20 protein-coding genes are annotated in these 23,991 nt (G+C 61.5%); 13 read left to right on the forward strand and 7 right to left on the reverse strand.

Features of this window, described 5'->3' with window-relative positions:
- Positions 1–59 precede the first annotated feature (59 nt).
- The gene (locus tag AB4N47_RS20100) at positions 60–1,433 is read left to right on the forward strand and encodes a PepSY-associated TM helix domain-containing protein (RefSeq protein WP_460154322.1); all 1,374 of its coding nucleotides are present in this window, start codon (positions 60–62) and stop codon (positions 1,431–1,433) included.
- Positions 1,434–1,479: 46 nt separating this feature from the next.
- Here the strand turns inward: AB4N47_RS20100 and AB4N47_RS20105 are convergent, their stop codons facing one another.
- Positions 1,480–6,288 carry a DUF4329 domain-containing protein gene (locus AB4N47_RS20105; protein ID WP_341638505.1) on the reverse strand — a complete coding sequence of 1,603 codons (4,809 nt, stop codon included), beginning with the start codon at positions 6,286–6,288 and terminating at the stop codon, positions 1,480–1,482.
- Positions 6,289–6,588: 300 nt separating this feature from the next.
- Here AB4N47_RS20105 and urtA point away from each other — a divergent pair, with 300 nt between their 5' ends.
- The 11 genes from urtA (at position 6,589) to ureC (ending at position 16,935) form a co-directional block, all read left to right on the forward strand.
- Positions 6,589–7,854 carry an urea ABC transporter substrate-binding protein gene (gene urtA, locus AB4N47_RS20110; protein ID WP_056787644.1) on the forward strand — a complete coding sequence of 422 codons (1,266 nt, stop codon included), beginning with the start codon at positions 6,589–6,591 and terminating at the stop codon, positions 7,852–7,854.
- Positions 7,855–8,091: 237 nt separating this feature from the next.
- On the forward strand, positions 8,092–9,594 hold the full coding sequence (urtB, locus tag AB4N47_RS20115) for an urea ABC transporter permease subunit UrtB (RefSeq protein ID WP_341638504.1): 1,503 nt from the start codon (positions 8,092–8,094) through the stop codon (positions 9,592–9,594).
- The gene (gene urtC / locus AB4N47_RS20120) at positions 9,594–10,673 is read left to right on the forward strand and encodes an urea ABC transporter permease subunit UrtC (protein WP_041480690.1); all 1,080 of its coding nucleotides are present in this window, start codon (positions 9,594–9,596) and stop codon (positions 10,671–10,673) included. The genes urtB and urtC overlap by 1 nt, the downstream gene beginning before the upstream one ends.
- Positions 10,670–11,539, forward strand: a complete 870-nt coding sequence (gene urtD, locus AB4N47_RS20125; protein ID WP_016771888.1) for an urea ABC transporter ATP-binding protein UrtD — start codon at positions 10,670–10,672, stop codon at positions 11,537–11,539. Before urtC ends, urtD begins: the two co-directional genes overlap by 4 nt.
- Before the next feature lie 134 nt (positions 11,540–11,673).
- The gene (urtE, locus tag AB4N47_RS20130; RefSeq protein WP_016771889.1) at positions 11,674–12,372 is read left to right on the forward strand and encodes an urea ABC transporter ATP-binding subunit UrtE; all 699 of its coding nucleotides are present in this window, start codon (positions 11,674–11,676) and stop codon (positions 12,370–12,372) included.
- A 44-nt stretch (positions 12,373–12,416) separates the two neighbouring features.
- The gene (locus tag AB4N47_RS20135) at positions 12,417–13,256 is read left to right on the forward strand and encodes an urease accessory protein UreD (protein WP_341638503.1); all 840 of its coding nucleotides are present in this window, start codon (positions 12,417–12,419) and stop codon (positions 13,254–13,256) included.
- Positions 13,257–13,410: 154 nt separating this feature from the next.
- On the forward strand, positions 13,411–13,713 hold the full coding sequence (ureA, locus tag AB4N47_RS20140) for an urease subunit gamma (RefSeq protein WP_007937143.1): 303 nt from the start codon (positions 13,411–13,413) through the stop codon (positions 13,711–13,713).
- A 9-nt stretch (positions 13,714–13,722) separates the two neighbouring features.
- The gene (locus AB4N47_RS20145) at positions 13,723–14,256 is read left to right on the forward strand and encodes a GNAT family N-acetyltransferase (RefSeq protein WP_341638502.1); all 534 of its coding nucleotides are present in this window, start codon (positions 13,723–13,725) and stop codon (positions 14,254–14,256) included.
- A gap of 5 nt (positions 14,257–14,261) precedes the next feature.
- Positions 14,262–14,798 carry a GNAT family N-acetyltransferase gene (locus AB4N47_RS20150; RefSeq protein ID WP_073471741.1) on the forward strand — a complete coding sequence of 179 codons (537 nt, stop codon included), beginning with the start codon at positions 14,262–14,264 and terminating at the stop codon, positions 14,796–14,798.
- Positions 14,795–15,103 carry an urease subunit beta gene (locus AB4N47_RS20155; RefSeq protein ID WP_016771893.1) on the forward strand — a complete coding sequence of 103 codons (309 nt, stop codon included), beginning with the start codon at positions 14,795–14,797 and terminating at the stop codon, positions 15,101–15,103. Before AB4N47_RS20150 ends, AB4N47_RS20155 begins: the two co-directional genes overlap by 4 nt.
- Positions 15,104–15,234: 131 nt before the next feature.
- On the forward strand, positions 15,235–16,935 hold the full coding sequence (ureC, locus tag AB4N47_RS20160) for an urease subunit alpha (protein ID WP_071174262.1): 1,701 nt from the start codon (positions 15,235–15,237) through the stop codon (positions 16,933–16,935).
- A gap of 60 nt (positions 16,936–16,995) precedes the next feature.
- Here ureC and AB4N47_RS20165 read toward each other — a convergent pair whose 3' ends face one another.
- From AB4N47_RS20165 to AB4N47_RS20175, 3 genes are all read right to left on the reverse strand, one after another.
- Positions 16,996–18,396: a hypothetical protein gene (locus AB4N47_RS20165; protein ID WP_341638501.1), complete on the reverse strand. Its 1,401-nt coding sequence runs from the start codon at positions 18,394–18,396 to the stop codon at positions 16,996–16,998.
- Positions 18,397–18,599: 203 nt separating this feature from the next.
- Positions 18,600–18,905, reverse strand: a complete 306-nt coding sequence (locus AB4N47_RS20170) for a chaperone modulator CbpM (protein ID WP_016771896.1) — start codon at positions 18,903–18,905, stop codon at positions 18,600–18,602.
- A gap of 23 nt (positions 18,906–18,928) precedes the next feature.
- A complete protein-coding gene (locus tag AB4N47_RS20175; RefSeq protein WP_341638500.1) occupies positions 18,929–19,867 on the reverse strand; it encodes a DnaJ C-terminal domain-containing protein in 939 nt (312 codons plus the stop codon).
- Between the two features lie 291 nt (positions 19,868–20,158).
- On the opposite strand from AB4N47_RS20175, the gene AB4N47_RS20180 reads away from it, so the two are divergent.
- Entirely contained in the window at positions 20,159–21,433 is a 1,275-nt protein-coding gene (locus AB4N47_RS20180) for an Hsp70 family protein (RefSeq protein ID WP_130929365.1), read from the forward strand.
- A gap of 176 nt (positions 21,434–21,609) precedes the next feature.
- Here the strand turns inward: AB4N47_RS20180 and AB4N47_RS20185 are convergent, their stop codons facing one another.
- The 3 genes from AB4N47_RS20185 to AB4N47_RS20195 form a co-directional block, all read right to left on the reverse strand.
- Entirely contained in the window at positions 21,610–22,623 is a 1,014-nt protein-coding gene (locus AB4N47_RS20185; RefSeq protein WP_016771899.1) for an AI-2E family transporter, read from the reverse strand.
- Positions 22,624–22,827: 204 nt separating this feature from the next.
- On the reverse strand, positions 22,828–23,133 hold the full coding sequence (locus tag AB4N47_RS20190) for a PsiF family protein (protein ID WP_016771900.1): 306 nt from the start codon (positions 23,131–23,133) through the stop codon (positions 22,828–22,830).
- Between the two features lie 63 nt (positions 23,134–23,196).
- A complete protein-coding gene (locus AB4N47_RS20195) occupies positions 23,197–23,991 on the reverse strand; it encodes an AraC family transcriptional regulator (RefSeq protein ID WP_341638499.1) in 795 nt (264 codons plus the stop codon).

The following is a 23,991-nucleotide window of genomic DNA, read 5'->3' on the forward strand; positions in this document are numbered from 1 at the left end:
GGCTCGCTCCCACAGGTAAACAGACAACGAAAAGAACCAAGCCAAGCGGAGCACACGTGATGCAAAAGCCTCAACCCAATTTCTACAACCTGGCCTGGCGCTGGCATTTCTATGCCGGCCTGTTCGTCGCGCCGTTCATGGTGATGCTCGCCCTGACCGGGATCATTTATCTGTTCAAACCGCAGCTCGATTCGCTGATGTACAGCAGCCTGCTCGAAGTACCGGCCGGGCACCACACGGTGCCGGCCGATGACTTGCTGCAACGGGTGAAAGCTGCCTATCCGCAAGGCCAGGTCACTCAGTACCTGCCGCCGGTGAATGCCGAACGCAGCGCGCAATTCGTGGTGAAAAACGCCGGTCACGAACTCAACGTATTCGTCGATCCGTACCACGGTGACATTCTCGGCGAGCAGGATGCCAAGCAGAATCTGCAAGCCATCGCCCGTGCGATCCACGGCGAATTGATGATCGGCACGGTCGGCGATCGGCTGATCGAAATGGCCGCTGGCTGGGGCGTGGTGCTGGTGGTCTCGGGACTGTTTCTGTGGTGGCCGCGTGGTCAGGCGGCGGGCATCCTGTGGCCGCGCCTGAGCAGTCGCGGTCGGCTGTTGTGGCGCGATCTGCATGCGGTCACGGGGTTCTGGGGCGCAACATTGCTGCTGGTGATGTTGCTCAGCGGCATGACCTGGACCGGTTTCTGGGGCAAGCAATACGCGCAGGTGTGGAACGTGTTTCCAGCCGCAATGTGGGACAACGTGCCGACTTCCGACATCGAGGCACGCAGCCTCAACAGCGCGACCCGCCAGACCGTGCCATGGGCGATGGAAAACACACCGATGCCAATGTCCGGCGACCACGCCGAACACATGAATCACGGCAATGCCCATGCCGGTCCCGCTGCACCCGAAGTCAGCCTGCAGGATGTGCAAAACATCGCCAGCGAACGCAAGGTGGAGCCCGGCTACAGCATCACCCTGCCGACCACCGCCACCGGCGTGTTCACCATTGCCGTGTTCGCCGATGACCCACGCAACGACGCCACCCTGCATATCGATCAGTACACCGGCAAGGTTCTCGCCGATGTGCGTTTCGAGCATTACGGCACCGTTGCTCGCGCTACCGAAATCGGCGTGATGCTCCACGAAGGCAAGATGTTCGGCACCTTCAACCAGATCGTCGTGCTGCTGATCTGCCTGATGATTCTGCTCAGCGCCGTCAGTGGTGTAGTGATCTGGTGGAAACGCCGCCCCGAAGGTAAATTCGGCGTGCCGCCGCTGCGCCATGATCTGCCGAAGTGGAAAACCGGCGTGGCGATCATGCTGGTGCTGGCGGTGGTGTTTCCGCTGGTGGGGGCTTCGCTGCTGTTCGTGTGGTTGCTTGACCGGTTCGTCTTGCCACGAGTCGCCCGGCGCACCGTCGATCTACCGCGCTGACAGTGTGGCGCGGGCTCAGTGGCCCGCGCTCGACTCGGCATGCGAATTACAACTCATCTCTGATCCGCACGGCACCTTCGGCCGCCGGCTGTTGCCGACGGATTCGCCAACCAGTGCCCAGGTGCCCGGTATGGCGCCAATACGCGCCTGCCACCAACACCTGAAATTCGCCCAATTGCAGGAGTCGGGAGACAAATTGCCCAGGCGTGAGGCGGCTGACCCATTGCCCGTTTTCATAAACGACCGAACGGGTCAGCAGCAGATCCCGTTCGGCGTCTGAGTACACTGGCGTGTATTTGAGCAACTCATGGCCGGGCGTGGAGTAGTAATACCCACGAATATCGAAACCTTGGTTTTTCAACTCGTGGGTGTGTGCATACACCAGCGCGGGTTCGGCGAAATTACTGCGGATCTGTTCGTTGTCAGCGACCAGCAAGGTATTGCCCGACAGGCTGAATTGATGACTGGCCACGACGGCATAACCGTCAGGGAAGCGCGGTGCAGGTCGGCGCCAGTCGGTCGCAGGGTCCTTGGCGGTACGGAAAAGACGCAGACGAAGATTTTCCTCGTTGGCGAACCACGCAACAGGCTCCAGCGGGACAAAGCGCTGGCCGGACTCTTCCCCGAGAACCGCGCCCTCATAGCCGGTCCGACCGAGTATTTCATTGTCGGTCCGTTGCTGGGCATAGCGGGCAGCATCGTCGGAATGCTGGAAGATCGGTCCCAGCGCCGGAACCGGATGATTTTGCCAATGGCGCTCACGAGATATCTCGGCAAGGCCCGGTTGCCAGCCCTCCCCGACCCGACCACGGCGAGACCAGCAGGGGCTGGTTTCAATGACATGCAGGTCACCGGCTCGCGCCATCCGATTTACGTATTCAACAAGGCTGAAGGTGCCCTTGCTGTTGTTGCGTTCATCAATAGCCGCCTGCTCCATTGACACAAAAGCGTTGGGGCGCAATTCCACTTGCCCGAACCGGTCGAAGAATGTGCCGGGCTCGAACGCGTGCAGTTGCAGCCTCAGCAGCGCTCCGTCGGCGCAGGAGAAGTAGATCGGCTTGTAACCCTGTGGCGTACTGGCCCGTCGACACGCCTGCTGGACTTCGCTGGGCATGATCAGCACATGCCGGATATCCCTGGGCCGTGCGCCAAGCGGCGGCAGGACGGCGCGCAGATAAATCGAATCCAGCAGCAAGCCTGATGGCAGTCGCCCTTGCTCGAAGATCCGGTCCAGCGCCAGCGCAGACCGTTGTGCAGTCAGCGGCAGACTGGCAAGAAACACACCGCCGGCCGAGCGCAGGATGACACCGAAAGTCTGCGTATCACGGCTCACCGCCAGCTCATGGACATATCGAGCGGCCGCATCCGCCTGAAGGTATAACGGGCTGCACACCGCCGCAGCAGCGGCTTTGCTGTAATCCGTCACGATCTGCAGATCGGCGGAGAACGGCACCCAGCGCGATACTTGCCGGGGCAGGCCCCACAGGTCACTGCCGGTGACGACCTGCAAATAACCGGTTCTGGCGAGCGAGTCGATCCAGTCGATCGGTTTCAATTCACCGCTGTAAAGGCGCTGCTTGATGGTCTCGCCATCCAGTGATGCGGGCAGGCTATTGCTTGCCGTCAGGGCAATCGACAGATCGGCGCGCAGACGCTCCCACAACCCAGGCTGATAGCGAATCGTCGCACCGTCCGGCGCAAACAGGTATTCATCCCAGACCACAGGCTTGCGCGTGAATGCCGAGTACAAGGTGTCGACCGACAGCATGTTCAAGTAGATCTGTTTGTCGATGGCCGAAAACGCTACCGACAGCTCCCTCGGGACTCTGGAGCGGTAACGCGCAACGATCCGGCAATTTTCTGGAAACAGTCCGGCAGCGCGAGCCTCGTCGGCGATGATCTCGCTACTGTCGAAATTTTCGCGTGTCACTTCAATCGGCAAGGTAGCGACGTAGAGGCCGTCGGAGCGTTTCAGAATGACACCGCCATAGAGCTTGTCGGTGCTCTGCGGCAACAGCGATCGGGCATGCACCGCCGCATCGTCGGCACTGTGAAAAACCGGCCCCAGGGCGCGTCGCTGCAGATTTGCGTAAGGCTGCCAGGTTTTCTTGACCAAACCCGGCCGGTCCCAGCACAGACTCGTACGCAGCACGTCAAGTTGACCACTGTCGACCACGGTGTGCACGAAGTCGGATGGCAACAGCCTTTGCGCAGCGAGATCGTCCTTGAGCGTTTGCAGCGTCGTCTGCGAGCTGTCGTTGTAGAACAACTTGCTGGAGCTGTTGAACACATACCTGAGCAGAGCACCATCACCAGTGGCGATATACAAAGTTCTGTGGCGGCCAGTGGCGACGACCGGGCGCCGCTCGGAGAGATACATGGCAACGGTCAGCGTCTCTGGCGTGACGAAGTAATGCGCGAGCCAGTCCTGGGGATGGCGCAAGGTTTCCCCGATTCGCTGGTGCATGTAATACACGGCATGCAGGTCGAAGCCATCCGGGTACTGATACCAGGGAGCTGTCCTGCTGGAACTGAACACCGACTCCTGACGAAACAGATTAGTGCCGCTATCGCTGACGGGTATCAGCTCGCTGGCGATGTATTCCTCCCGCCCCACGTGCTTGAGAATGAAGCCGAACCAGGTTTTCTTCTCGTCGTGCAAATGCACGTCAGTACTGGATTGACTCAGTGCTGCCTCGTCCGCCGAGGAAAACACCGCACCAAAGAAAATCCTCGCAGGACGCTTCCACGGCATTGTCGTGGCGCCAGGCGCAGGCACTTGCGTTGGCGGATATGGCTGCAAAGAAAGATCTGGCAATGACGGTTTCGGTAACGTCGGCAGCGGCGGCTCAGACTCGCCTGGTTCAGCCACTGACGCTATTGGCAGGCTCCAGTCAGCGCCGATTTGCCCGCGATAGCCCCACAGTGCGTGATCGATCAGGTTGAACAAGACGCCGGCCTGCGCCTGTTCACGCACAAAGGCTTGTGGCCGTTCAGTGCCGTTGCGCAGCGCACTGGCTAGCTCGCCCGGGTGCTTGCCAGTGCCGAGGCGCCTGGCCAGCTCCCTGGCGACGATGGTGGTGTAGGGCTGGAACCTGATCAGGCTGTCACCGGCACCAGAGCAATACAGAGCGATCCCGTCGACCAGGGTCTGCCGCAGCTCGTCAACGTTGAGCATCTGCACATCCAGCAGAGCCTCGGCACGGGTCCAGCGCAGATACCGGATATGCACCGGGTCAAGTTGCGAAAGCGCAACGTGAGCGACATAACGCGCATGCATGGTGTGGTCGTCTGGAAACACCGGCCGACCGTGATTGTCCAGAGGATAAAGCCGCCCCTGGCTGAGCGTATCGATATCCCCGGGCAAGGGTTCGGTCACCACGAAACGCTTGTCGCTACGCTGAAAAACATACCCCGCGTACTGCTGATCACGGCGAATGCCCACGAGCTCATGGGCATGGCGAACCGCATCATCGGCCGCCAGAAAAGCCCGGCTCAATCGCGGCCAGGGGAAATTGGCGAAGGGCTGCCATTGCACATCCACCGGCCCCAGATGCGCCCACAACGCACTGCCGCGCACGACCTCCAGGGTCCCGGCCAGTACCAGCATCGAAACAAATGCGCGGGTATCCAGTGTGCCGGCCAATAGCCTTGCCTGCACACCATTGTCACTGACCGTGCCGTCCGACTGCGTAACGCTCAGTGCCGCTTCGATCGAATCGCCGCTGAAGCGGTACTTCAACATCGCATGATCCTGCGCCCGCATGTACAGCGACAACGCACGCCCTGCTTGCGCCAGATGTTGGCTGCGGGCATTCGCTTCGATAGCGACGGCGATCTCTCGGGGCGTGAAGAAGTTCTCGTAGAGCCACGGCTGAGCGGGCGGAAACTGTGCAGGGTCGGGCCGCGAGGCGAAGTAAAAGCCCTCCAGCAAATAACCCCTGGGCAGCTGCAATTGCCCCTGGGCATCAACCGGAAATATTCGCTCAGGATCCCATGCCGCCAGTCCGGCCGGGCGCGCATGGATGGCGACATACTCCTCGCCGGTCAGTTTTTTCAAGATCAGGCCTGTCGTCTGCGCGCCTCTTGATTTCAACGCGGCCAGCACGGCGCGTTCGGCATTGACGCATACACGGGTCATCAGCGGCAGTTCGGTGACCACACCTTTTGAAAACGACGCGCCGGCCTTCCAGTCCGCAGGTACGCGCCCCACCGAGTAGCCCCAGTCGGCATTCGAAACAATGACTTTGAGTTCACCCACGGTCGCCAGCTTGTTGATCACCGCCATCACGTCATAGGCCCCAGCCGGATGGCCCGACGGCCCGCCGGACTGCTGCCAGAGGAAGTAGTCGCGTTCCTCGGGCGAGCCGCTCGAGACGTATTTGAGCAAGCTGCCATCCGGGCCTGAAAGGTAAGCGCTGCGGAAAAAATCCCGCGCCGACACATCGCCAATGAAATCGCCGCCTGAATAGAAACTCATGAACAGCCGGAGCAGCGTTTCATCCTGACGGCGATTGCCATTGCGGAACTCGGCATGGATCGGCGGATGGCTGTGAACGCTGGCGACGCACCGGTAGCCCAGCGGATGAAGCATGCCGCCAAGGACATCGGTCTGCACAATTGTGCCGAAGTCAAAACCCGTGGCTTGCCCGGCGATGGGTGAAGTGGCGAGCAATTTCCCGTCCGGACGCAGCAGGATCACGCTGCCGTACTCTTTGTCCGGATTCAGTGGAATCCGCGTATGCACCCAATAGGCGGCGTCCTCTTCAGTCAGAAAGGCCGGGCTCAGTGGCGGCAGCTTGAACGTTGCTGAAGAACTTGCGGTACGACCGGATCGGCCTGAGACATGACTCATAAAAACCTGCGCAGAGAATCGGGATGAGCGCGTGAGTGTGGGCCGTCGGTTTTCACCTGCTGTGGTACATGTTTATCGTTTCTGTATCCGCATCTGCGCGACAGCTGCGCCCCAATCTGGCGCAACTGGACGCACCACCGCCCGACTACCGTCCCCTCCTGGTGCACGCCCACAGCGCGCAAGCGCTCTGGCACGACATTTTCTTGCCTGAACGCGACCGGGCACAGCCTTTGCAAAACACACCTTCAGTCGTCCGCATCTGCCAACCAGAAAAAATCGAATGTTCATGGAGATCGCACAATGAAGCGTCGCAGTTTGATCAAGGCTTTCACACTCACGGCATCCATTGCCGCGATGGGCATGACCTGGACTGTCCAGGCCGCCGAGACCATCAAGGTCGGGATTCTGCATTCGTTGTCCGGGACCATGGCGATCTCCGAAACGTCGCTCAAGGACATGGCGCTGATGACCATCGACGAGATCAACGCCAAGGGCGGCGTGAACGGCAAGATGCTCGAGCCGGTAGTGGTCGATCCCGCTTCCAACTGGCCGTTGTTCGCCGAAAAGGGCCGACAGCTGCTGACCCAGGACAAGGTCGCGGTGGTGTTCGGCTGCTGGACCTCGGTATCGCGCAAATCGGTACTGCCGGTGTTCGAAGAGCTCAACGGCCTGCTGTTCTATCCGGTGCAGTACGAAGGCGAAGAGATGTCGCCGAACGTCTTTTACACCGGCGCCGCGCCGAACCAGCAAGCGATCCCCGCCGTTGAATACCTGATGAGCGAAGAAGGCGGCAGCGCCAAGCGCTACTTCCTGCTCGGCACCGACTACGTCTACCCGCGCACCACCAACAAGATCCTGCGCGCGTTCCTGCACTCCAAAGGCGTGGCCGACAAGGACATCGAAGAGGTCTACACGCCGTTCGGTCATAGCGATTACCAGACCATCGTTGCCAACATCAAAAAGTTCTCCGCTGGCGGCAAGACTGCCGTCATCTCCACCGTCAATGGCGACTCCAACGTGCCGTTCTATAAAGAGCTGGCCAACCAGGGCCTGAAGGCTACCGATGTACCGGTGGTGGCGTTCTCGGTCGGCGAAGAAGAACTGCGCGGCATCGACACCAAACCGCTGGTGGGCAACCTCGCGGCGTGGAACTACTTCGAGTCGGTGGAAAATCCTGCGAACAAGAAATTCGTCGCGGACTGGAAAGCCTATGCGAAGAAACACAATCTGCCGGGCGCCGATAAAGCCGTGACCAACGACCCGATGGAAGCCACCTACGTCGGCATCCACATGTGGGCGCAGGCGGTCGAGAAAGCCAAATCCACTGACGTCGACAAAGTGCGTGAAGCGCTGGCCGGGCAGACGTTTGCTGCGCCATCGGGCTACACCCTGACCATGGACAAGACCAACCACCACCTGCACAAGCCAGTGATGATCGGCGAAATCCAGAGCGACGGTCAGTTCAACGTCGTGTGGCAGACCGAAGGCCCGATCCGCGCACAACCGTGGAGCCCGTTCATTCAGGGCAATGACAAGAAGCCGGATTATGCGGTGAAGAGCAACTGAGTCACCGGATGTCAGTCTCGCGCCTGGCGTGAGGCTGATGCAATTCCCTGTGAGAGCGGACCTTTGTGGTGAGGGGATTTATCCCCGATGGGTTGCGAAGCAGCCCCAACGCCATCAGTCGCGGTGTATCAGATCGATCGCGTCGACCGATATCACGACTGCTTCGCAGCCGAGCGGGGATAAATCCCCTCGCCACAAAGGCTCGCTCCCACAATGTCCGCGTCAAGGCGACTGACTATGCCCACTGCCCTTTTCCGATTTATCTGTGCCATCGCACTGTTGCTGCCACTCCTGGCCCGCGCTGGCGATGCCGAAGACTTCGTCGCGGCCAATCCGATGCAACAGGCCAAACTGCTGGAAGCCTGGGCCGCGCAGCCCGATCCGGCGCGTATCGAATTGCTCAACGCCCTGCAGCAAGGCGAGCTGACGATCGACGGCCAAGCGAAAACCCTGCGCCTGAACAATCGCCTGCGGGGTCTGATCGACACCGCGATGGCCAGCCATCAATTGCTCGCCGCTGACAGCAAGATCCGTCTGGGCGCCGCGCAGCAATTGCAGAAAAGCGCGAAACCCGCGCAGCTGAAATTTCTCGACCGGCAGCTCGCCGGGGAAAAAGATGAAAGCGTGCATGCCGCCTTGAGCCTGGCGCTGGCCAATCTGCAACTGGTCGCCAGCGACCCGGCGGTGCGCCTTGCAGCGGTGCGGTTGCTCGGTGAAACCGGCGACCCGCTGGCACGCACGCGCCTTGAAGGTCTGCTCGAACCGGGCGTGGAAAGCGATGCCGGCGTGCGCACCGCCGCCGAAACCAGCCTCGCGCAGGTCAAGCGCAAATTGCTGATCGGCGAAGTGCTCGGCCAGGCCTTCAGCGGCATGTCGCTGGGCTCGATTCTGCTGCTCGCTGCCCTCGGTCTGGCGATCACCTTCGGCCTGCTCGGGGTGATCAACATGGCTCACGGCGAGATGCTCATGCTCGGCGCCTACTCGACCTATGTCGTGCAGCTGATGTTTCAGCGTTACGCGCCGCAGGCCATCGAGTTCTATCCGCTGATCGCGCTGCCAGTGGCGTTCTTCGTCACCGCCGCCATTGGCATGGCGCTGGAGCGCACGGTTATTCGCCATCTCTATGGTCGGCCGCTGGAAACCCTGCTCGCGACCTGGGGCATCAGCCTGATGCTGATTCAGCTTGTGCGTTTGTTGTTCGGTGCGCAGAACGTTGAAGTGGCTAACCCGGCGTGGCTGTCCGGCGGTATTCAAGTGCTGCCGAACCTGGTGCTGCCGTACAACCGCATCGTCATCATCGCTTTCGCATTGTTCGTGGTGGTGCTGACCTGGCTGCTGCTGAACAAGACCCGCCTCGGCCTCAACGTGCGCGCCGTTACCCAGAACCGCAACATGGCCGCCTGCTGCGGCGTGCCAACCGGGCGCGTGGACATGCTCGCCTTCGGTCTCGGCTCGGGCATCGCCGGATTGGGCGGCGTGGCGCTGAGCCAGATCGGCAACGTCGGTCCCGACCTTGGCCAGAGCTACATCATCGACTCGTTCCTGGTGGTGGTGCTCGGCGGCGTCGGCCAATTGGCCGGTAGCGTGCTAGCCGCGTTCGGCCTGGGCATCGCCAACAAAATTCTCGAACCGCAGATCGGTGCGGTGCTCGGCAAGATCCTGATCCTCGCGCTGATCATTCTGTTCATTCAGAAACGTCCGCAAGGCCTCTTCGCACTGAAAGGACGGGTGATCGACTGATGAACCAGCCTCTGTTAGTCACGGCCACACAAAAGGCCGGGCCAAAAGTCACGCTCGCGGTCGGCGGGGTAATCCTCGCGCTGCTGATCGTTCTGCCGCTGCTGTCACTGCTCGCGCCAGACAATGCCCTGCACGTCTCGGCCTACACGCTGACCCTGGTCGGCAAAATCCTCTGCTACGCCATCGTCGCCCTGGCGCTGGATCTGGTCTGGGGTTACGCCGGCCTGCTGTCGCTGGGCCACGGTCTGTTCTTCGCCCTCGGCGGGTACGCGATGGGCATGTACCTGATGCGTCAGGCGGCCGGCGATGGCTTGCCAGCGTTCATGACTTTCCTGTCGTGGAGCGAATTGCCGTGGTACTGGACCGGCACCAGCAGCTTCCTCTGGGCCATGTGTCTGGTGGTGCTGGCGCCGGGTCTGCTGGCGCTGGTGTTCGGTTTTTTCGCCTTCCGTTCGCGGATCAAGGGCGTGTATTTCTCGATCATGACCCAGGCGCTGACCTTCGCCGGCATGCTCCTGTTTTTCCGCAACGAGACCGGGTTTGGCGGCAACAACGGCTTCACCAATTTCCGCACGATCCTCGGTTTCGGCATCACCGAACCGGGCACCCGCGCGGTGCTGTTTCTGGCCACGGTGTTGTTGCTGGTGGCGAGCCTGTTCATCGGCTGGCGCCTGGCGCAGAGCAAGTTCGGCCGCGTGCTGACGGCGCTGCGCGATGCAGAAAACCGTTTGATGTTCTGCGGCTACGACCCGCGCGGTTTCAAGCTGTTCGTCTGGGTGCTGAGTGCGGTGCTGTGCGGCCTCGCCGGAGCGCTGTACGTGCCGCAAGTCGGCATCATCAACCCCAGCGAAATGTCGCCGACCAACTCGATCGAAGCGGCGGTGTGGGTCGCCCTCGGCGGGCGCGGCACGCTGATCGGTCCGCTGCTCGGCGCCGGCGTGGTCAACGGCATGAAGAGCTGGTTCACCGTGGCCTTCCCGGAATACTGGCTGTTCTTCCTCGGCGCGCTGTTCATCGTCGTGACGTTGTACCTGCCCAAGGGCGTGATCGGTCTGCTGAAGAAACGAGGTGAACAATGAGAGTCACAGCGAGTGCTGAATTCATGCTGGAGCCGGCGTTTTTCCCCGTGGAACCGAACAAGGACGAAGGCACCAGCCGCGACTCGATCGGCCTCGGCCAGCGCGTCGGCCCCGGCCTCGATACGCGCCACGGCACGATCCTGACCCTGGAAGACATCAGCGTCAGCTTCGACGGCTTCCGTGCGCTGAACAATCTCAACCTGTACATCGGCGTCGGCGAACTGCGCTGCATCATCGGCCCCAACGGCGCGGGCAAGACCACGCTGATGGACGTGATCACCGGCAAGACCCGGCCCAGCCACGGCAAGGCCTGGTTCGGCGAAACCCTGGATCTGACGCAGATGAGCGAAGTGCAGATTGCCCAGTCCGGCATCGGCCGCAAGTTTCAGAAACCGACGGTATTCGAAGCCTTGAGCGTGTTTGAAAACCTGGAGCTGGCGCAGAAGACCGACAAGTCGGTGTGGGCCAGTTTGCGTGCGCGCTTGAGTGGCGAGCAGAAGGATCGCATCAGCGAAGTGCTCGAGACGATTCGCCTGACCACCTCGGTCAATCGCCAGGCCGGGCTGTTGTCTCACGGCCAGAAGCAGTTTCTCGAGATCGGCATGTTGCTGATGCAGGACCCGCAATTGCTCCTGCTCGACGAACCGGTGGCGGGCATGACCGACGCCGAAACCGAGTTCACCGCTGAGCTGTTCAAATCGCTGGCCGGCAAGCATTCGCTGATGGTGGTCGAGCACGACATGGGCTTTGTCGGCTCGATTGCCGACCACGTCACGGTGCTGCATCAGGGCAGCGTGCTGGCGGAAGGCTCGCTTGAGCAAGTGCAGGAAAACGAGCGGGTGATCGAGGTCTACCTCGGCCGCTGAAGACCTAGATCGTTCCCACGCTCTGCGTGGGAATGCCGCCATGGACGCTCTGCGTCCGCCGTTATGTGACGCGGAGCGTCACGGGATGCGTTCCCACGCAGAGCGTGGGAACGATCACCGGGGAGAATTTGGACATGCTGCAAGTCGACAAGCTGCATCAGTACTACGGCGGTAGCCACATCCTGCGCGGCCTGAGCTTTGACGTGAAGGTCGGCGAAGTGACCTGCCTGCTCGGCCGTAACGGCGTGGGCAAGACCACCCTGCTCAAATGCCTGATGGGCCTGCTGCCGGCCAAGGAAGGTGCGGTGAACTGGGAAGGCAAACCGATCACCACGTTCAAACCGCATCAGCGTGTGCATGCCGGTATCGCCTACGTGCCGCAGGGCCGTGAGATCTTCGGGCGCCTGACGGTAGAAGAAAATCTGCTGATGGGCCTGTCGCGCTTTCCAGGCTCAGAAGCCAAAGAAGTTCCAGGTTTCATCTACGAATTGTTCCCGGTGCTGCTACAAATGAAGCAGCGCCGTGGCGGCGATCTGTCCGGTGGTCAGCAACAGCAACTGGCGATCGGCCGCGCATTGGCCAGCCGCCCGCGCCTGCTGATTCTTGATGAGCCGACCGAAGGCATTCAACCGTCGGTGATCAAGGAAATCGGCGCGGTGATCAAGCAGCTCGCGGCGCGCGGTGACATGGCGATTCTGCTGGTCGAGCAGTTCTACGATTTCGCCGCCGAACTGGCCGATCAATACCTGGTGATGTCGCGGGGCGAGATCGTCCAGCAGGGTCGCGGTGAAAATATGGAGGCCGAGGGTGTACGCGGGCTGGTCACGATCTAACGCGCCGGTCTAATCTGTAGCTTCCTAACGATAATCACAAAACCATGAATTCGATTGTTGCACCTGCCCTGTTTACCCCGAGCTGGCACGCCGAGCTGGAACTGGCCTACGCGCGTTTCGGCGATTGCACGCGCCCGGTCATGCGCCGTCACCTCGGCCCGCTGCGGGTGCAAAAGCATCTGTACGCCGAAGGCCCCGAGGTCTGCCAGCACATCATCGTCCACCCACCGGGCGGAATTGCCGGTGGTGATCGGCTCGATATCAGCGCGCGCGTCGAGCACAACGCCTGGGCACAGATCACCAGCCCCGGCGCCGCCAAGTGGTATCGCGCGGGCGGGCCGGCTTATCAGCAGCTCGACTTGCAAGTCGCTGCCGGTGCGACTCTGGAATGGCTGCCGCAGGAAACCATCGTCTACAGCGCCGCGCAGGCCGAGTTGAGCACAACGATCGAGCTTGAAGGCGATGCGCGGCTGTTCTACTGGGACGTGGTGGCGCTCGGTCGTCCGGCCAGCGGCGAGCGTTTTGACCTCGGGCATTTTCAGGCGCACCTGGATATCCGCCGCGATGGTCAGTTGCTCTGGCACGAACGGCAGCGCATTGTCGGTGCGGACGGTTTACTCGACTCGCCGATCGGCCTGGATGGGCAACCGGTGTTCGCAACGATGCTGGTGACCGGTGAGATAGACGCCGGGTTGCTGGAGCGCTGCCGCTCGCTGGGGCACGAAGTGCGTGGAGACTTGACCCAGTTGCCAGGGTTGCTGGTGGCGCGGTGTCTGGCCGGTGAAGCGTTACTCGCCCGCGCCTGGCTGATTGATTTATGGCGACTGCTAAGGCCTGCGCTGCTGGGCCGCGAGGCCATGCCCCCCCGAATCTGGAACACCTGAAATGCATTGCCCTGTAGGAGCTGACGAGTGAAACGAGGCTGCGATCTTTTGATCTTGATCTTTAACAGCAAGATCAAAAGATCGCAGCCTTCGGCAGCTCCTACAGATCGCGATCGACCTGATCATTCTTAACTGCCGATATTGGATTCCAACAATGGACCTGACCCCACGCGAAAAAGACAAGCTGCTGATCTTCACCGCCGGCCTCGTCGCCGAGCGGCGGCTGGCCCGTGGCGTGAAACTCAACTACCCGGAAGCCATGGCCTACATCTCCGCCGCGCTGCTCGAGGGCGCCCGCGACGGCCAGACCGTGGCCGAGCTGATGCATTACGGCACCACCCTGCTCAGCCGCGAGCAAGTGATGGAAGGCATCCCGGAAATGATCCCGGAGATCCAGGTCGAGGCGACGTTCCCCGACGGCACCAAACTGGTCACCGTTCACCAGCCGATCGCCTGAGGCCGCGCCATGACTTACAGCATTCGCGATGCGAGCCGGGCCGACCTGCCGGCGATCCGCGACATCTACAACGACGCCGTGCTCAACACCACGGCGATCTGGAACGAACAAGCGGTCGACCTCGGCAATCGCCAGGCATGGTTCGACGCGCGTCAGTTGCAGGCGTACCCGATTCTGGTGATCGCCGACCGTGAAAACGCAGTGCTGGGTTATGCCTCGTTCGGCGACTGGCGGCCGTTCGATGGCTTCCGCCACACCGTCGAGCACTCGGTGTACGTGCGAAGCGATCAACGCGGCAACGGCCTCGGCCCGCAACTGATGACTGCCCTGATCGAACGCGCCAGAGCCTGCGGCAAACACGTCATGGTCGCCGCCATCGAAAGCGGCAACGCCGCGTCGATCCGCCTGCACGAGCGCGCCGGTTTCCGCATCACCGGGCAGATGCCGCAAGTGGGCACCAAGTTCGGCCGCTGGCTCGATCTGACCTTCATGCAGTTGACCCTCAATCCCGGCGCACAGCCGCCGGGTGCCCACAAGGAGTGATGTCGATGAACGCCGCCCAGTTGCGCCGCGTCAACGCTGAAAGCTTTGCCCACTATCGCCAGGGCCTGATCGATCTGCTGCTCGACGCCGTCGGTTACGGCGCCAGCGTCGGCTTCATGGCCGACCTCGATGCCGCCCAGGCCCGCGCGTATTTCGATGAGGTGCAGGACAACATCAACAAGGGCAGCACGCTGCTCTGGGTGGTGGTGAAGGACGAGCAGGTGCTGGCCAGCGTGCAACTGGGCCTATGCCAGAAGGCCAATGGCCTGAACCGCGCCGAAGTACAGAAACTGCTGGTGCGCGAACACGCGCGGCGCCGTGGCCTCGGCCAGCAACTGATGCAGGCGCTGGAACTCGAAGCGCCCAAGCACAAGCGCGGCATGCTCTATCTCGACACCGAGGCCGGCTCGCCGGCAGAAGATTTCTACAAGGCGCTGGGCTACGTGCGCGCCGGCGAAATTCCCGATTACGCCTGCGATCCCAACGGCACCTATCGCCCGACCGCTCTCTATTACAAAGTCCTGCAAGGAGCCCAGCGATGATTCCTGGCCAATACCAGATCCAGCCCGGCGACATCGAACTCAACGTCGGCCGCCGCACCGTGAGCCTGAAAGTCGCCAACAGCGGCGACCGGCCGATCCAGGTCGGTTCGCACTTTCACTTTTTCGAAACCAACGACGCGCTGACCTTCGACCGTGCCGCCAGTCGCGGCATGCGCCTGAATATTCCGGCGGGCACGGCGGTGCGCTTCGAGCCTGGCCAGAGCCGTGAGGTCGAGCTGGTGGATTACGCCGGACATCGCCGGGTGTTCGGCTTTGCCGGCCGCATCATGGGTGACCTCGACTGACGGATCGTTCCCACGCTCCGCGTGGGAATGCATCCCGTGACGCTCCGCGTCACAAAAGGCGGACGCAGAGCGTCCATGGCGGCATTCCCACGCAGAGCGTGGGAACGATCATTGAATCCCAAGGCAAGCACATGAAGATTTCTAGAAGCGCCTACGCCGACATGTTCGGCCCCACCGTCGGCGACAAGGTGCGCCTGGCCGATACCGAGCTGTGGATCGAAGTCGAAAAGGACTTCACCACCTACGGCGAGGAAGTGAAGTTCGGTGGTGGCAAAGTCATCCGCGACGGCCAGGGCCAGAGCCAGTTGCTCGCCGCCGAAGTGGTCGACACGCTGATCACCAACGCGCTGATCATCGACCACTGGGGCATCGTCAAGGCCGACGTCGGCCTCAAGGACGGGCGCATCGCCGCGATCGGCAAGGCCGGCAACCCCGACGTGCAGCCCAACGTGACCATCGCCATCGGCGCCGGCACCGAAGTGATTGCCGGCGAAGGCATGATCCTCACCGCTGGCGGCATCGACACGCATATCCACTTCATTTGCCCACAGCAGATCGAAGAAGCGTTGATGAGCGGCGTCACCACCATGATCGGCGGCGGCACCGGTCCCGCTACCGGCACCAACGCCACCACCTGCACCTCCGGCCCGTGGCATCTGGCGCGCATGCTCCAGGCCGCCGATGCCTTCCCGATGAACATCGGCCTCACCGGCAAAGGCAACGCCAGCCTGCCGGAGCCGTTGATCGAACAGGTCAAGGCCGGCGCCATCGGCCTCAAGCTGCACGAAGACTGGGGCACCACCCCGGCGAGCATCGACAACTGCCTCAACGTTGCCGATCAGTACGACGTGCAGGTGGCGATCCACACCGACACCCTCAACGAATCCGGCTTCGTCGAAACCACCCTCGGCGCATTCAAGGGCCGCACCATCCACACCTATCACACCGAAGGTGCCGGTGGCGGCCACGCGCCGGACATCATCAAGGCCTGCGGTTTCCCCAACGTGCTGCCGAGTTCGACCAACCCGACCCGGCCGTTCACCCGCAACACCATCGACGAACACCTCGACATGCTGATGGTCTGCCACCACCTCGACCCGAGTATTGCCGAAGACGTCGCCTTCGCCGAAAGCCGTATCCGCCGCGAAACCATTGCCGCTGAAGACATCCTCCACGACCTCGGCGCGTTCTCGATGATCAGCTCCGACAGTCAGGCCATGGGCCGCGTCGGTGAAGTCATCACGCGCACCTGGCAGACCGCCGACAAGATGAAAAAACAGCGCGGCCCACTGCCGCAGGACGGCGAGGGCAACGACAACTTCCGCGCCAAGCGTTACATCGCCAAGTACACCATCAACCCGGCGATTACCCATGGCATCAGCCATGAAGTCGGCTCGATCGAAGTCGGCAAGTGGGCCGATCTGGTGCTGTGGCGCCCGGCGTTTTTCGGCGTGAAACCGACGCTGATCCTCAAGGGCGGTGCGATTGCCGCCAGCCTGATGGGCGATGCCAACGCCTCGATTCCGACACCGCAACCGGTGCATTACCGCCCGATGTTCGCCAGCTACGGTGGCTCGCTGCACGCCACCAGCCTGACCTTTATCAGCCAGGCGGCGCAGGAGGCCGGATTGCCAGAGGCCTTGGGATTGAAGAAGCAGATCGCTGTGGTGAAGGGCTGCCGCGACGTGCAGAAAACCGACCTCATCCACAACGACTATCTGCCGAACATCGATGTCGATCCGCAGACCTATCAGGTCAAGGCCGATGGTGTGTTGCTGTGGTGCGAGCCGGCGGAAACGCTGCCGATGGCGCAGCGCTATTTTCTGTTTTGATTAGGGGGCGCGCTGAATACGGACTCGCTGGTTCGTATTCAGCAGCTATCGCTCAGGCGATCACGGAAACAACTTCGCGATGTCCGCGTCGCTGTAGTTGTAATTGATGCGTAATTCGGTTCCTGCCGGAATATCTTCGGTAGCGAAGATGGCGTTGAGAATGAAGTCGCGGGTGACCAGTTCCTTGCCTATCAACTGTTGCGCTTCAACATCGAATGGCACGAATTCGACGTTATAACCATCCGTGGCCTGGCGAACCGGCTTGCCCGTTGCGTTGTACCAGAAATGCGTATTGATCCTGGAGATGATCGTGTCACCGACCATCGCCAGCTGGACGGGGATCAGATATCCAGGTCCTGGCTGGTAACGCACGCCGACCTTCATGGTGTATGACTGCTGGGGGAGCGGCACAAGACGTCCTGGCATGATGGCGCCAGCATAGACGCCGACCACCTCGCCTCGGCTGATGCGCCGGTTGGCAACCACCATGGACTGGCCGACCAGGGCCCGCTCTCCGGGCGCACGCATGTCGGCCTCGGTGAAAAGTCGCCATTGCAGCTTTTCTTCATACAGCCGCGCGACATGCTCGTAGGCGCCAAACTTGATGTACGGCTTGATCTGCTCGGAGGTGTATCGGCCGCCGTCTTCGAAACGCACGAGGGTCTGGAGCTTCTTTATGCGGATAGGCGTGCCGGCGATGTCCCGGAATGGATATTTGCCGTTATTGGCTCGGTCGTAGACCCCGGGCCGATTGCTGAGAAACGAAAAGCGCGTTTCGCTGCGCATTGCACTCAACTCGTCAGCAGTGAAAGGTTTGAAGGGCATCGACTCGGACGCCAGATAGAAATGTTCATCTGCCGCATCGACATCGTCGGGCAGCTCTTCAAGGGCTGACTCATAGTCTTCATCACTCTGCCGCGCCGCCCTGCGGCTTTTACCCGGTACAACGGCGGCGTCCGGCGATGTGCTGAAATCCTCCAGCGAGTACCAGTGCTTGTTCAACGCATCGTAGGCAAGCACAGGACCGGACGGCTGCAGCTCGCTGGACACCCGGGCCCGATGCAGACCGGTCTCGGCATCGACGCCGATCAGCACCGTACCGCCGCCCTGCAAGTCCGCGTATTGGCGCCCCTTGAATAGGCGAAACCCGTCAACGTCCGCTTGCGGTAGAGGGGCTGTCGAGGCAATCAGGTAACGCTCCAGCGCGGAGGCTGCAACCGTTGGGACGGAACCCGACGTAGACGGCGTCGGATGGACTTGCACGCTGTGCGGCGTGGCTGCAATTTCCATTTGCTGCGTGCTACTGCCGGGTTCGCTGGTATCGGGCGGGGTCTTGCGAATGAACGGACCGGGGGTCAGGTGCGGCGACTCGATACCGTGCGTGGCGGAATCCCGGGTTGTGCGCCCAGGGGTGGTGATATCGACTGCGCCCGGCTTGGGCGGCTTGGGTCTGACTGGCATTGACAGGCTTCCTTGCAAAGATTGCGCAGCGCTGGCCGGCCTGGCTGGCGCTACGACCGTCGGCATCCATTGCCAACATGTGCCCGGAAAACTATCAGACCATCCAGCCGGTTCATACCGGGTGAAACACTCGCAAACACTAACCCGGCACAAGCGGGCCGACTCGCGATGAGGCCGAAACAGACCTCATCGCCTCAAACAACTTATTCGACCACCAGCCGCCCCAACCGTTGACGCAACATGCGGTTCTCGGCGCGCAACTGCTTCACCTCGTCCAGCAGATCCAGCGCCAGCGCCACGCCTTCCCACTCCAGTTCCAGATCACGGCGCAGCTTCGCCGCGCGCTTGGCCAAGGCCAATTCGTAATCGGTGAAACGCCATTCCCGGGGCTGCGCGCCCTGAGGTTCGAGGATGCCGTGCTCGACGATTTCGATCACGTAGACGTCCGACAAATCGGCCGCCTCACAGAATTCTGCCAGGTCCAGTTGAACGATCAGGGGGCTGCTCATGATGGGCTACTCCGTCGTCGGGTTCAGAAGTTCTCTCGCGGATTGAAGGCGGCTTTCTTCGCCAGTTCCTGCCACAGCGCCTTGACCTCCTCGTCGGAGGCTTTCGGCATCACGGCCTTGAGCTGCACGAACAGGTAACCGCGTTCGCCGGCCTTGTTCAGCAGGCCATGGCCCTTGGCGCGCATGCGCTGGCCGTTCTGGCTGCCGGCCGGGACCTTGAGGTTGATCTTGCCGGTCAAGGTCGGCACGGCCACTTCAGTGCCCAATGCCAATTCCCACGGAGCCAGGGGCAAGGTGATGATCAGGTTCTCGCCTTCAACGTCGAATTTCGGGTGCGGCGCAAACCGGATGGTCAGGTACAGATCGCCATTCGCCCCGCCACCGATGCCCGGTGCGCCCTGGCCTTTCAGGCGAATCCGCTCGCCGTCGGTAACGCCGGCCGGAATCTTCACGTTCAGGCTCTTGCTGGTGTTGCTGACATGCTGGCCGTGCGCGTTGTATTGCGGCACCTGAAAGGTGACTTTCTTCGATTCGTTCGACAGGGTTTCTTCGAGGAAGACCGGCAGTTCCATTTCCACGTCTTGCCCTCGGCGTCCGCGTGATTGGCGGCTCTCGGCGCCACCGAAACCGGGGCCGCGATTGCCGAAGATCGAACTGAAGAAATCCGAGAAGTCGCCCGTGTCGCCACCGCCGAAGCCGCCACGGCTCTGCCAGCCCGGCGGGCCCTGGAACGGCTGACCGTGCTGGCCATAACGGCGCAGTTCGTCGTATTCGGCGCGCTTGTCGGCGCTTTTCAGCGCTTCATAGGCTTCCGAGGCGTCCTTGAACTTGGCCTCGGCGTCTTTTTCCTTGCTGACATCGGGGTGGTATTTGCGCGCCAGCTTGCGATAGGCCGCCTTGATGGCCTTGTCGTCGGCTGTCGGCTCCACGCCGAGTATCTTGTAATAGTCTTTGAAGTCCATGGAAGGATCACCATCCGTTATCGATTTCGCGCCGAGACCAGCATGCGCCGATTGGCACGTGCCGGGTTGACCGATCTCAAGTTTGTGACCGGGTGGCGCCGCAGAAGTTTATCGGCAGTGGACGACGGCTCTTGCGACCGCCGGTGTGTCTGCCGGCCCATGCCAGCAAGTTTGGGGCGAAGCGGCGCTTTTCAAGCTGTCTGCCGGCGAAATAGCGGATGACCGGCCTTCGAATCTGCCGCGCACTGGCATACACTGCGCGGCCGTTTTTTTGACCGGAAACCGAAAGACATGAAAGACGCCTCTCCAGCCCGTGCCTGCGGCATCGACTTCGGCACGTCCAACTCCACCGTCGGCTGGCTGCGCCCCGGCATGGACACCATGATCGCGCTGGAAGACGACAAGATCACCCTGCCGTCGGTGGTCTTCTTCAACATCGAGGAACGTCGCCCGGTCTACGGCCGCCTGGCCCTGCACGAGTATCTGGAAGGCTACGAAGGCCGGCTGATGCGCTCGTTGAAAAGCCTGCTCGGCTCCAAGCTGATCAAGCACGACACCAGCGTCCTCGGCACGGCGATGCCGTTCAAGGACCTGCTCGGGCTGTTCATCGGCCAGCTCAAGAGCCGCGCCGAAACCGCCGCCGGTCGGGAATTCGAGCAAGTGGTGCTGGGCCGTCCGGTGTTCTTCGTCGATGACGATCCGCTGGCTGACCAGGAAGCCGAAGACACCCTGGTCGAGGTGGCGCGCAAAATCGGTTTCAAAGATGTGTCGTTCCAGTACGAACCGATCGCGGCAGCGTTCGACTACGAGTCGACCATCGAGAAAGAAGAGCTGGTACTGATCGTCGACATCGGCGGTGGTACCTCTGACTTCTCGCTGGTGCGCCTGTCGCCCGAGCGCCGTGGTGTCGACAACCGTCACGATGACATCCTCGCCACCGGCGGTGTGCACATCGGTGGTACTGACTTCGACAAACAGCTGAGCCTGCAAGGCCTGATGCCGCTGTTCGGCTACGGCAGCCGGATGAAGAGCGGCGCCTACATGCCAACCAGCCACCACATGAACCTGGCGACCTGGCACACGATCAACTCGGTGTACTCGCAGAAATCCACGCTGGCGCTGGGCAGCATGCGCTACGACATCGAAGACACCGGCGGTATCGATCGCCTGTTCAAGCTGATCGAACAGCGCGCCGGGCACTGGCTGGCGATGGAAGTGGAAGAAACCAAGATCCAGCTGACCCACGCCGACAGCCGCCACGTACCGCTTGACCGCATCGAAGCCGGGCTGAGCGTCGAGCTGAGCCGCGCGTTGTTCGAATCGGCGATCGAGGCTTTGCTGGAGCGTGTGCGCGGCAGCGTTACGCAGTTGTTGAATGACGCTGGCGTGGCGGTCGATCAGGTCGACACGGTGTTCTTCACTGGGGGCTCCAGCGGCATCCCGGCCCTGCGCAACAGCGTCTCGGCAATGCTGCCGAACGCCCGGCATGTCGAAGGCAACATCTTTGGCAGCATTGGTAGCGGTTTGGCGATTGAAGCGATGAAGCGCTACGGTTCGATGGCCTGATCACAATCTGTGGCGAAGAGCCTTTGTGGCGAGGGGATTTATCCTGTGGCGAGGGGATTTATCCCCGTTGGGCCGCGAAGCGGCCCCGCTCCTGAGCTTGAAAGCAGGGGCCTGCTGCGCAGGCCAACGGGGATAAATCCCCTCGCCACAGATGCATTCAATTCAGTTGCCTGGCCTTAGACCATCCCGCCCAGCTTCAACTCACTCTTCAGATACGCGTAATAAATCGGTCCCGCCACCACCCCCGGCAGGCCGAACGCGGCTTCGAACACCAGCATCGCCAGAAGCAACTCCCACGACTTGGCACTGATCTGCCCGCCGACGATGCGCGCGTTGAGAAAGTATTCGAGCTTGTGGATAACGATCAGGTAGCCCAGCGCGGCGATCGCCACCCAGATCGACAGCGACAGGCCGACGATGGTGATCAGCGTGTTCGACATCAGGTTGCCGATCACCGGCAGCAGGCCGAGCAGGAAGGTCAGCACGATCAGGGTTTTGGTCAGCGGCAGCTTGATGCCGAACATCGGCAGGATCACCGCGAGGAAGATCCCGGTGAACACGGTGTTGAGCAGGGAAATCTTGATCTGCGCGAAGACAATATTGCGAAACGCCTGCACCAGCAGATGCAAACGGTCGAACAAAGCGGCGGCCAACGGCTTGCGCTTGGTCACGTCGGGGATGCGCTGCAGGGCGATGATCGCGCCGAGCACCATGCCAATCAGCAGGGTGACGAACATGTGCGCAGCGTCCTTGCCGACCAGTTGCAGGTCGGCCAGATGCTTGCTCGCCCACTCGCCGATCGCCACGCGAAATTCCGCCGCGCTGGCCGGCAGGTAAGCGTCGATGAACGGCGGCAACTGTCCGCGCGCGCGATCGACCACGCCCATGAATTTATCGAGCGAGGCGCCGGGGTTTTCCGCTTCATGCAGGAGGAAACTGATGGCGCCGGCGAAGATCAGCGCCAGCGCACTTACTACCAGCGTGCCGAGCAGCGCCACCGCCAACCAGCGCGCACGCCGCCCTTCGATCAGCCGTTGCAGTTGCGGGGTGAGCATGTTCACCAGCTCGAACACCAGCAACCCGGCCAGCAGGCTCGGCAGCAGGCGCAGCGGCAGCACCAGCAGCAAACCGCCAAAAATGATGATGCAACTGACCCAGAACACAACATGACGCTGAGAAAACGTTGGCATACAGCCTCAAAACGAACGGCGTGAAAGGATGGGCAGTCTGCCAGCGATCCGGGGTTAGCACTAGGGATATGCGGGGCGTGGGATTGGCGGTGCATTCAGCGACGCTTTCGCGAGCAGGCTCGCTCCCACAGGGGAATGCATTTCAAATGTGGGAGCGAGCCTGCTCGCGAAGAGGCCGGCACGCTCACCACATTATTTACCCTTTCACTTTTTCTTCAGACACTCACTCATGAACGCCTTGCGCGCATCGCCGGTCAGCGCCTTGGTTTTCGCATCGGCATTGCAGGTGGTCATCTTCTGCTGCTGCGGTGTCAGCTCCTTGCCATCGTTGGCTGCGGGTGCCGCTTTCAGGCAGGTGCTCATGAACGCCTTGCGCTCGTCGCCCTTGAGGCTCTTGGCGGTCGCATCGGCATTGCAGGTGGTCATCTTGTTCTGTTGCGCCGTGGCGGCGAAACCCTGGGAACACACAAGCAGCCCGATCATCAACAACGGCACACGCAACATCTTCATGGAGTTTTCTCCTTGTTGCCGCACCGATGGATGCGGCCTCTGTCGTAGTGTAGTCAAAGCTTGTTACACCTTCCTGCCCTCGAGGTGGCTGCGCCGATACTGCTCCGGCGGGCAACCGGCCTGGCGGGCGAACATGGCGATGAACGCCGAGCCGCTGCTGTAGCCGAGGTCGAAAGCGATTTCCTGCACCGAACGCGAGGTTTCCAGCGCCTCGATCGCCGCCAGATAACGCAAGCGCTGACGCCACTCGCCAAAGCTCATGCCCAGCTCGCGGACAAACTGCCGGGCCAGGGTGCGCTCGCTGACATGCACTTGCGCGGCCCAATGCGCCAACGGTTGGTTGTCGCCCGGCGCAGCCTGCAAGGCGTCGAGAATCGTCAGTAAGCCCGGGCTGCTCGCATATGGCAGGTAACATTCCTGCACCGGTGCCTGTTGCAGTTGATCGACCAATACCTGGGCCAGACGCTGATCGGCCTCATGCTCCGGAATCTTCACATCGCGGGCGGCGAAGTCTTTGAGAATCGCCTTGAGAATGTCACTGATCGCCAATGTGCAGGCGCGCGCCGGCAACCGTGCGCAAACGCTTGGATCAAGACACACCGCGCGATAGTTGACTGGCTGATGACTGTAGAAACTGTGCTCGACCTCGGGCGGCACCCACACCGCATACTGCGGCGGCGACATGAAGCGGCTGCCGTCGACATCCATGTGCAATACGCCATGGGCCGCGTATTCCAGCGTGCCCCAAGGGTGCCGGTGTGGCGCGGCATATTCGTGGGCATTGAAATCGGCGTAGCGGAAGTACACCGCTGACGGCAATTCGTTGAAATCGAGCAGATCGATGTGTTTGCTGTTCAT

Source organism: Pseudomonas sp. S3_G06 (assembly GCF_054667565.1).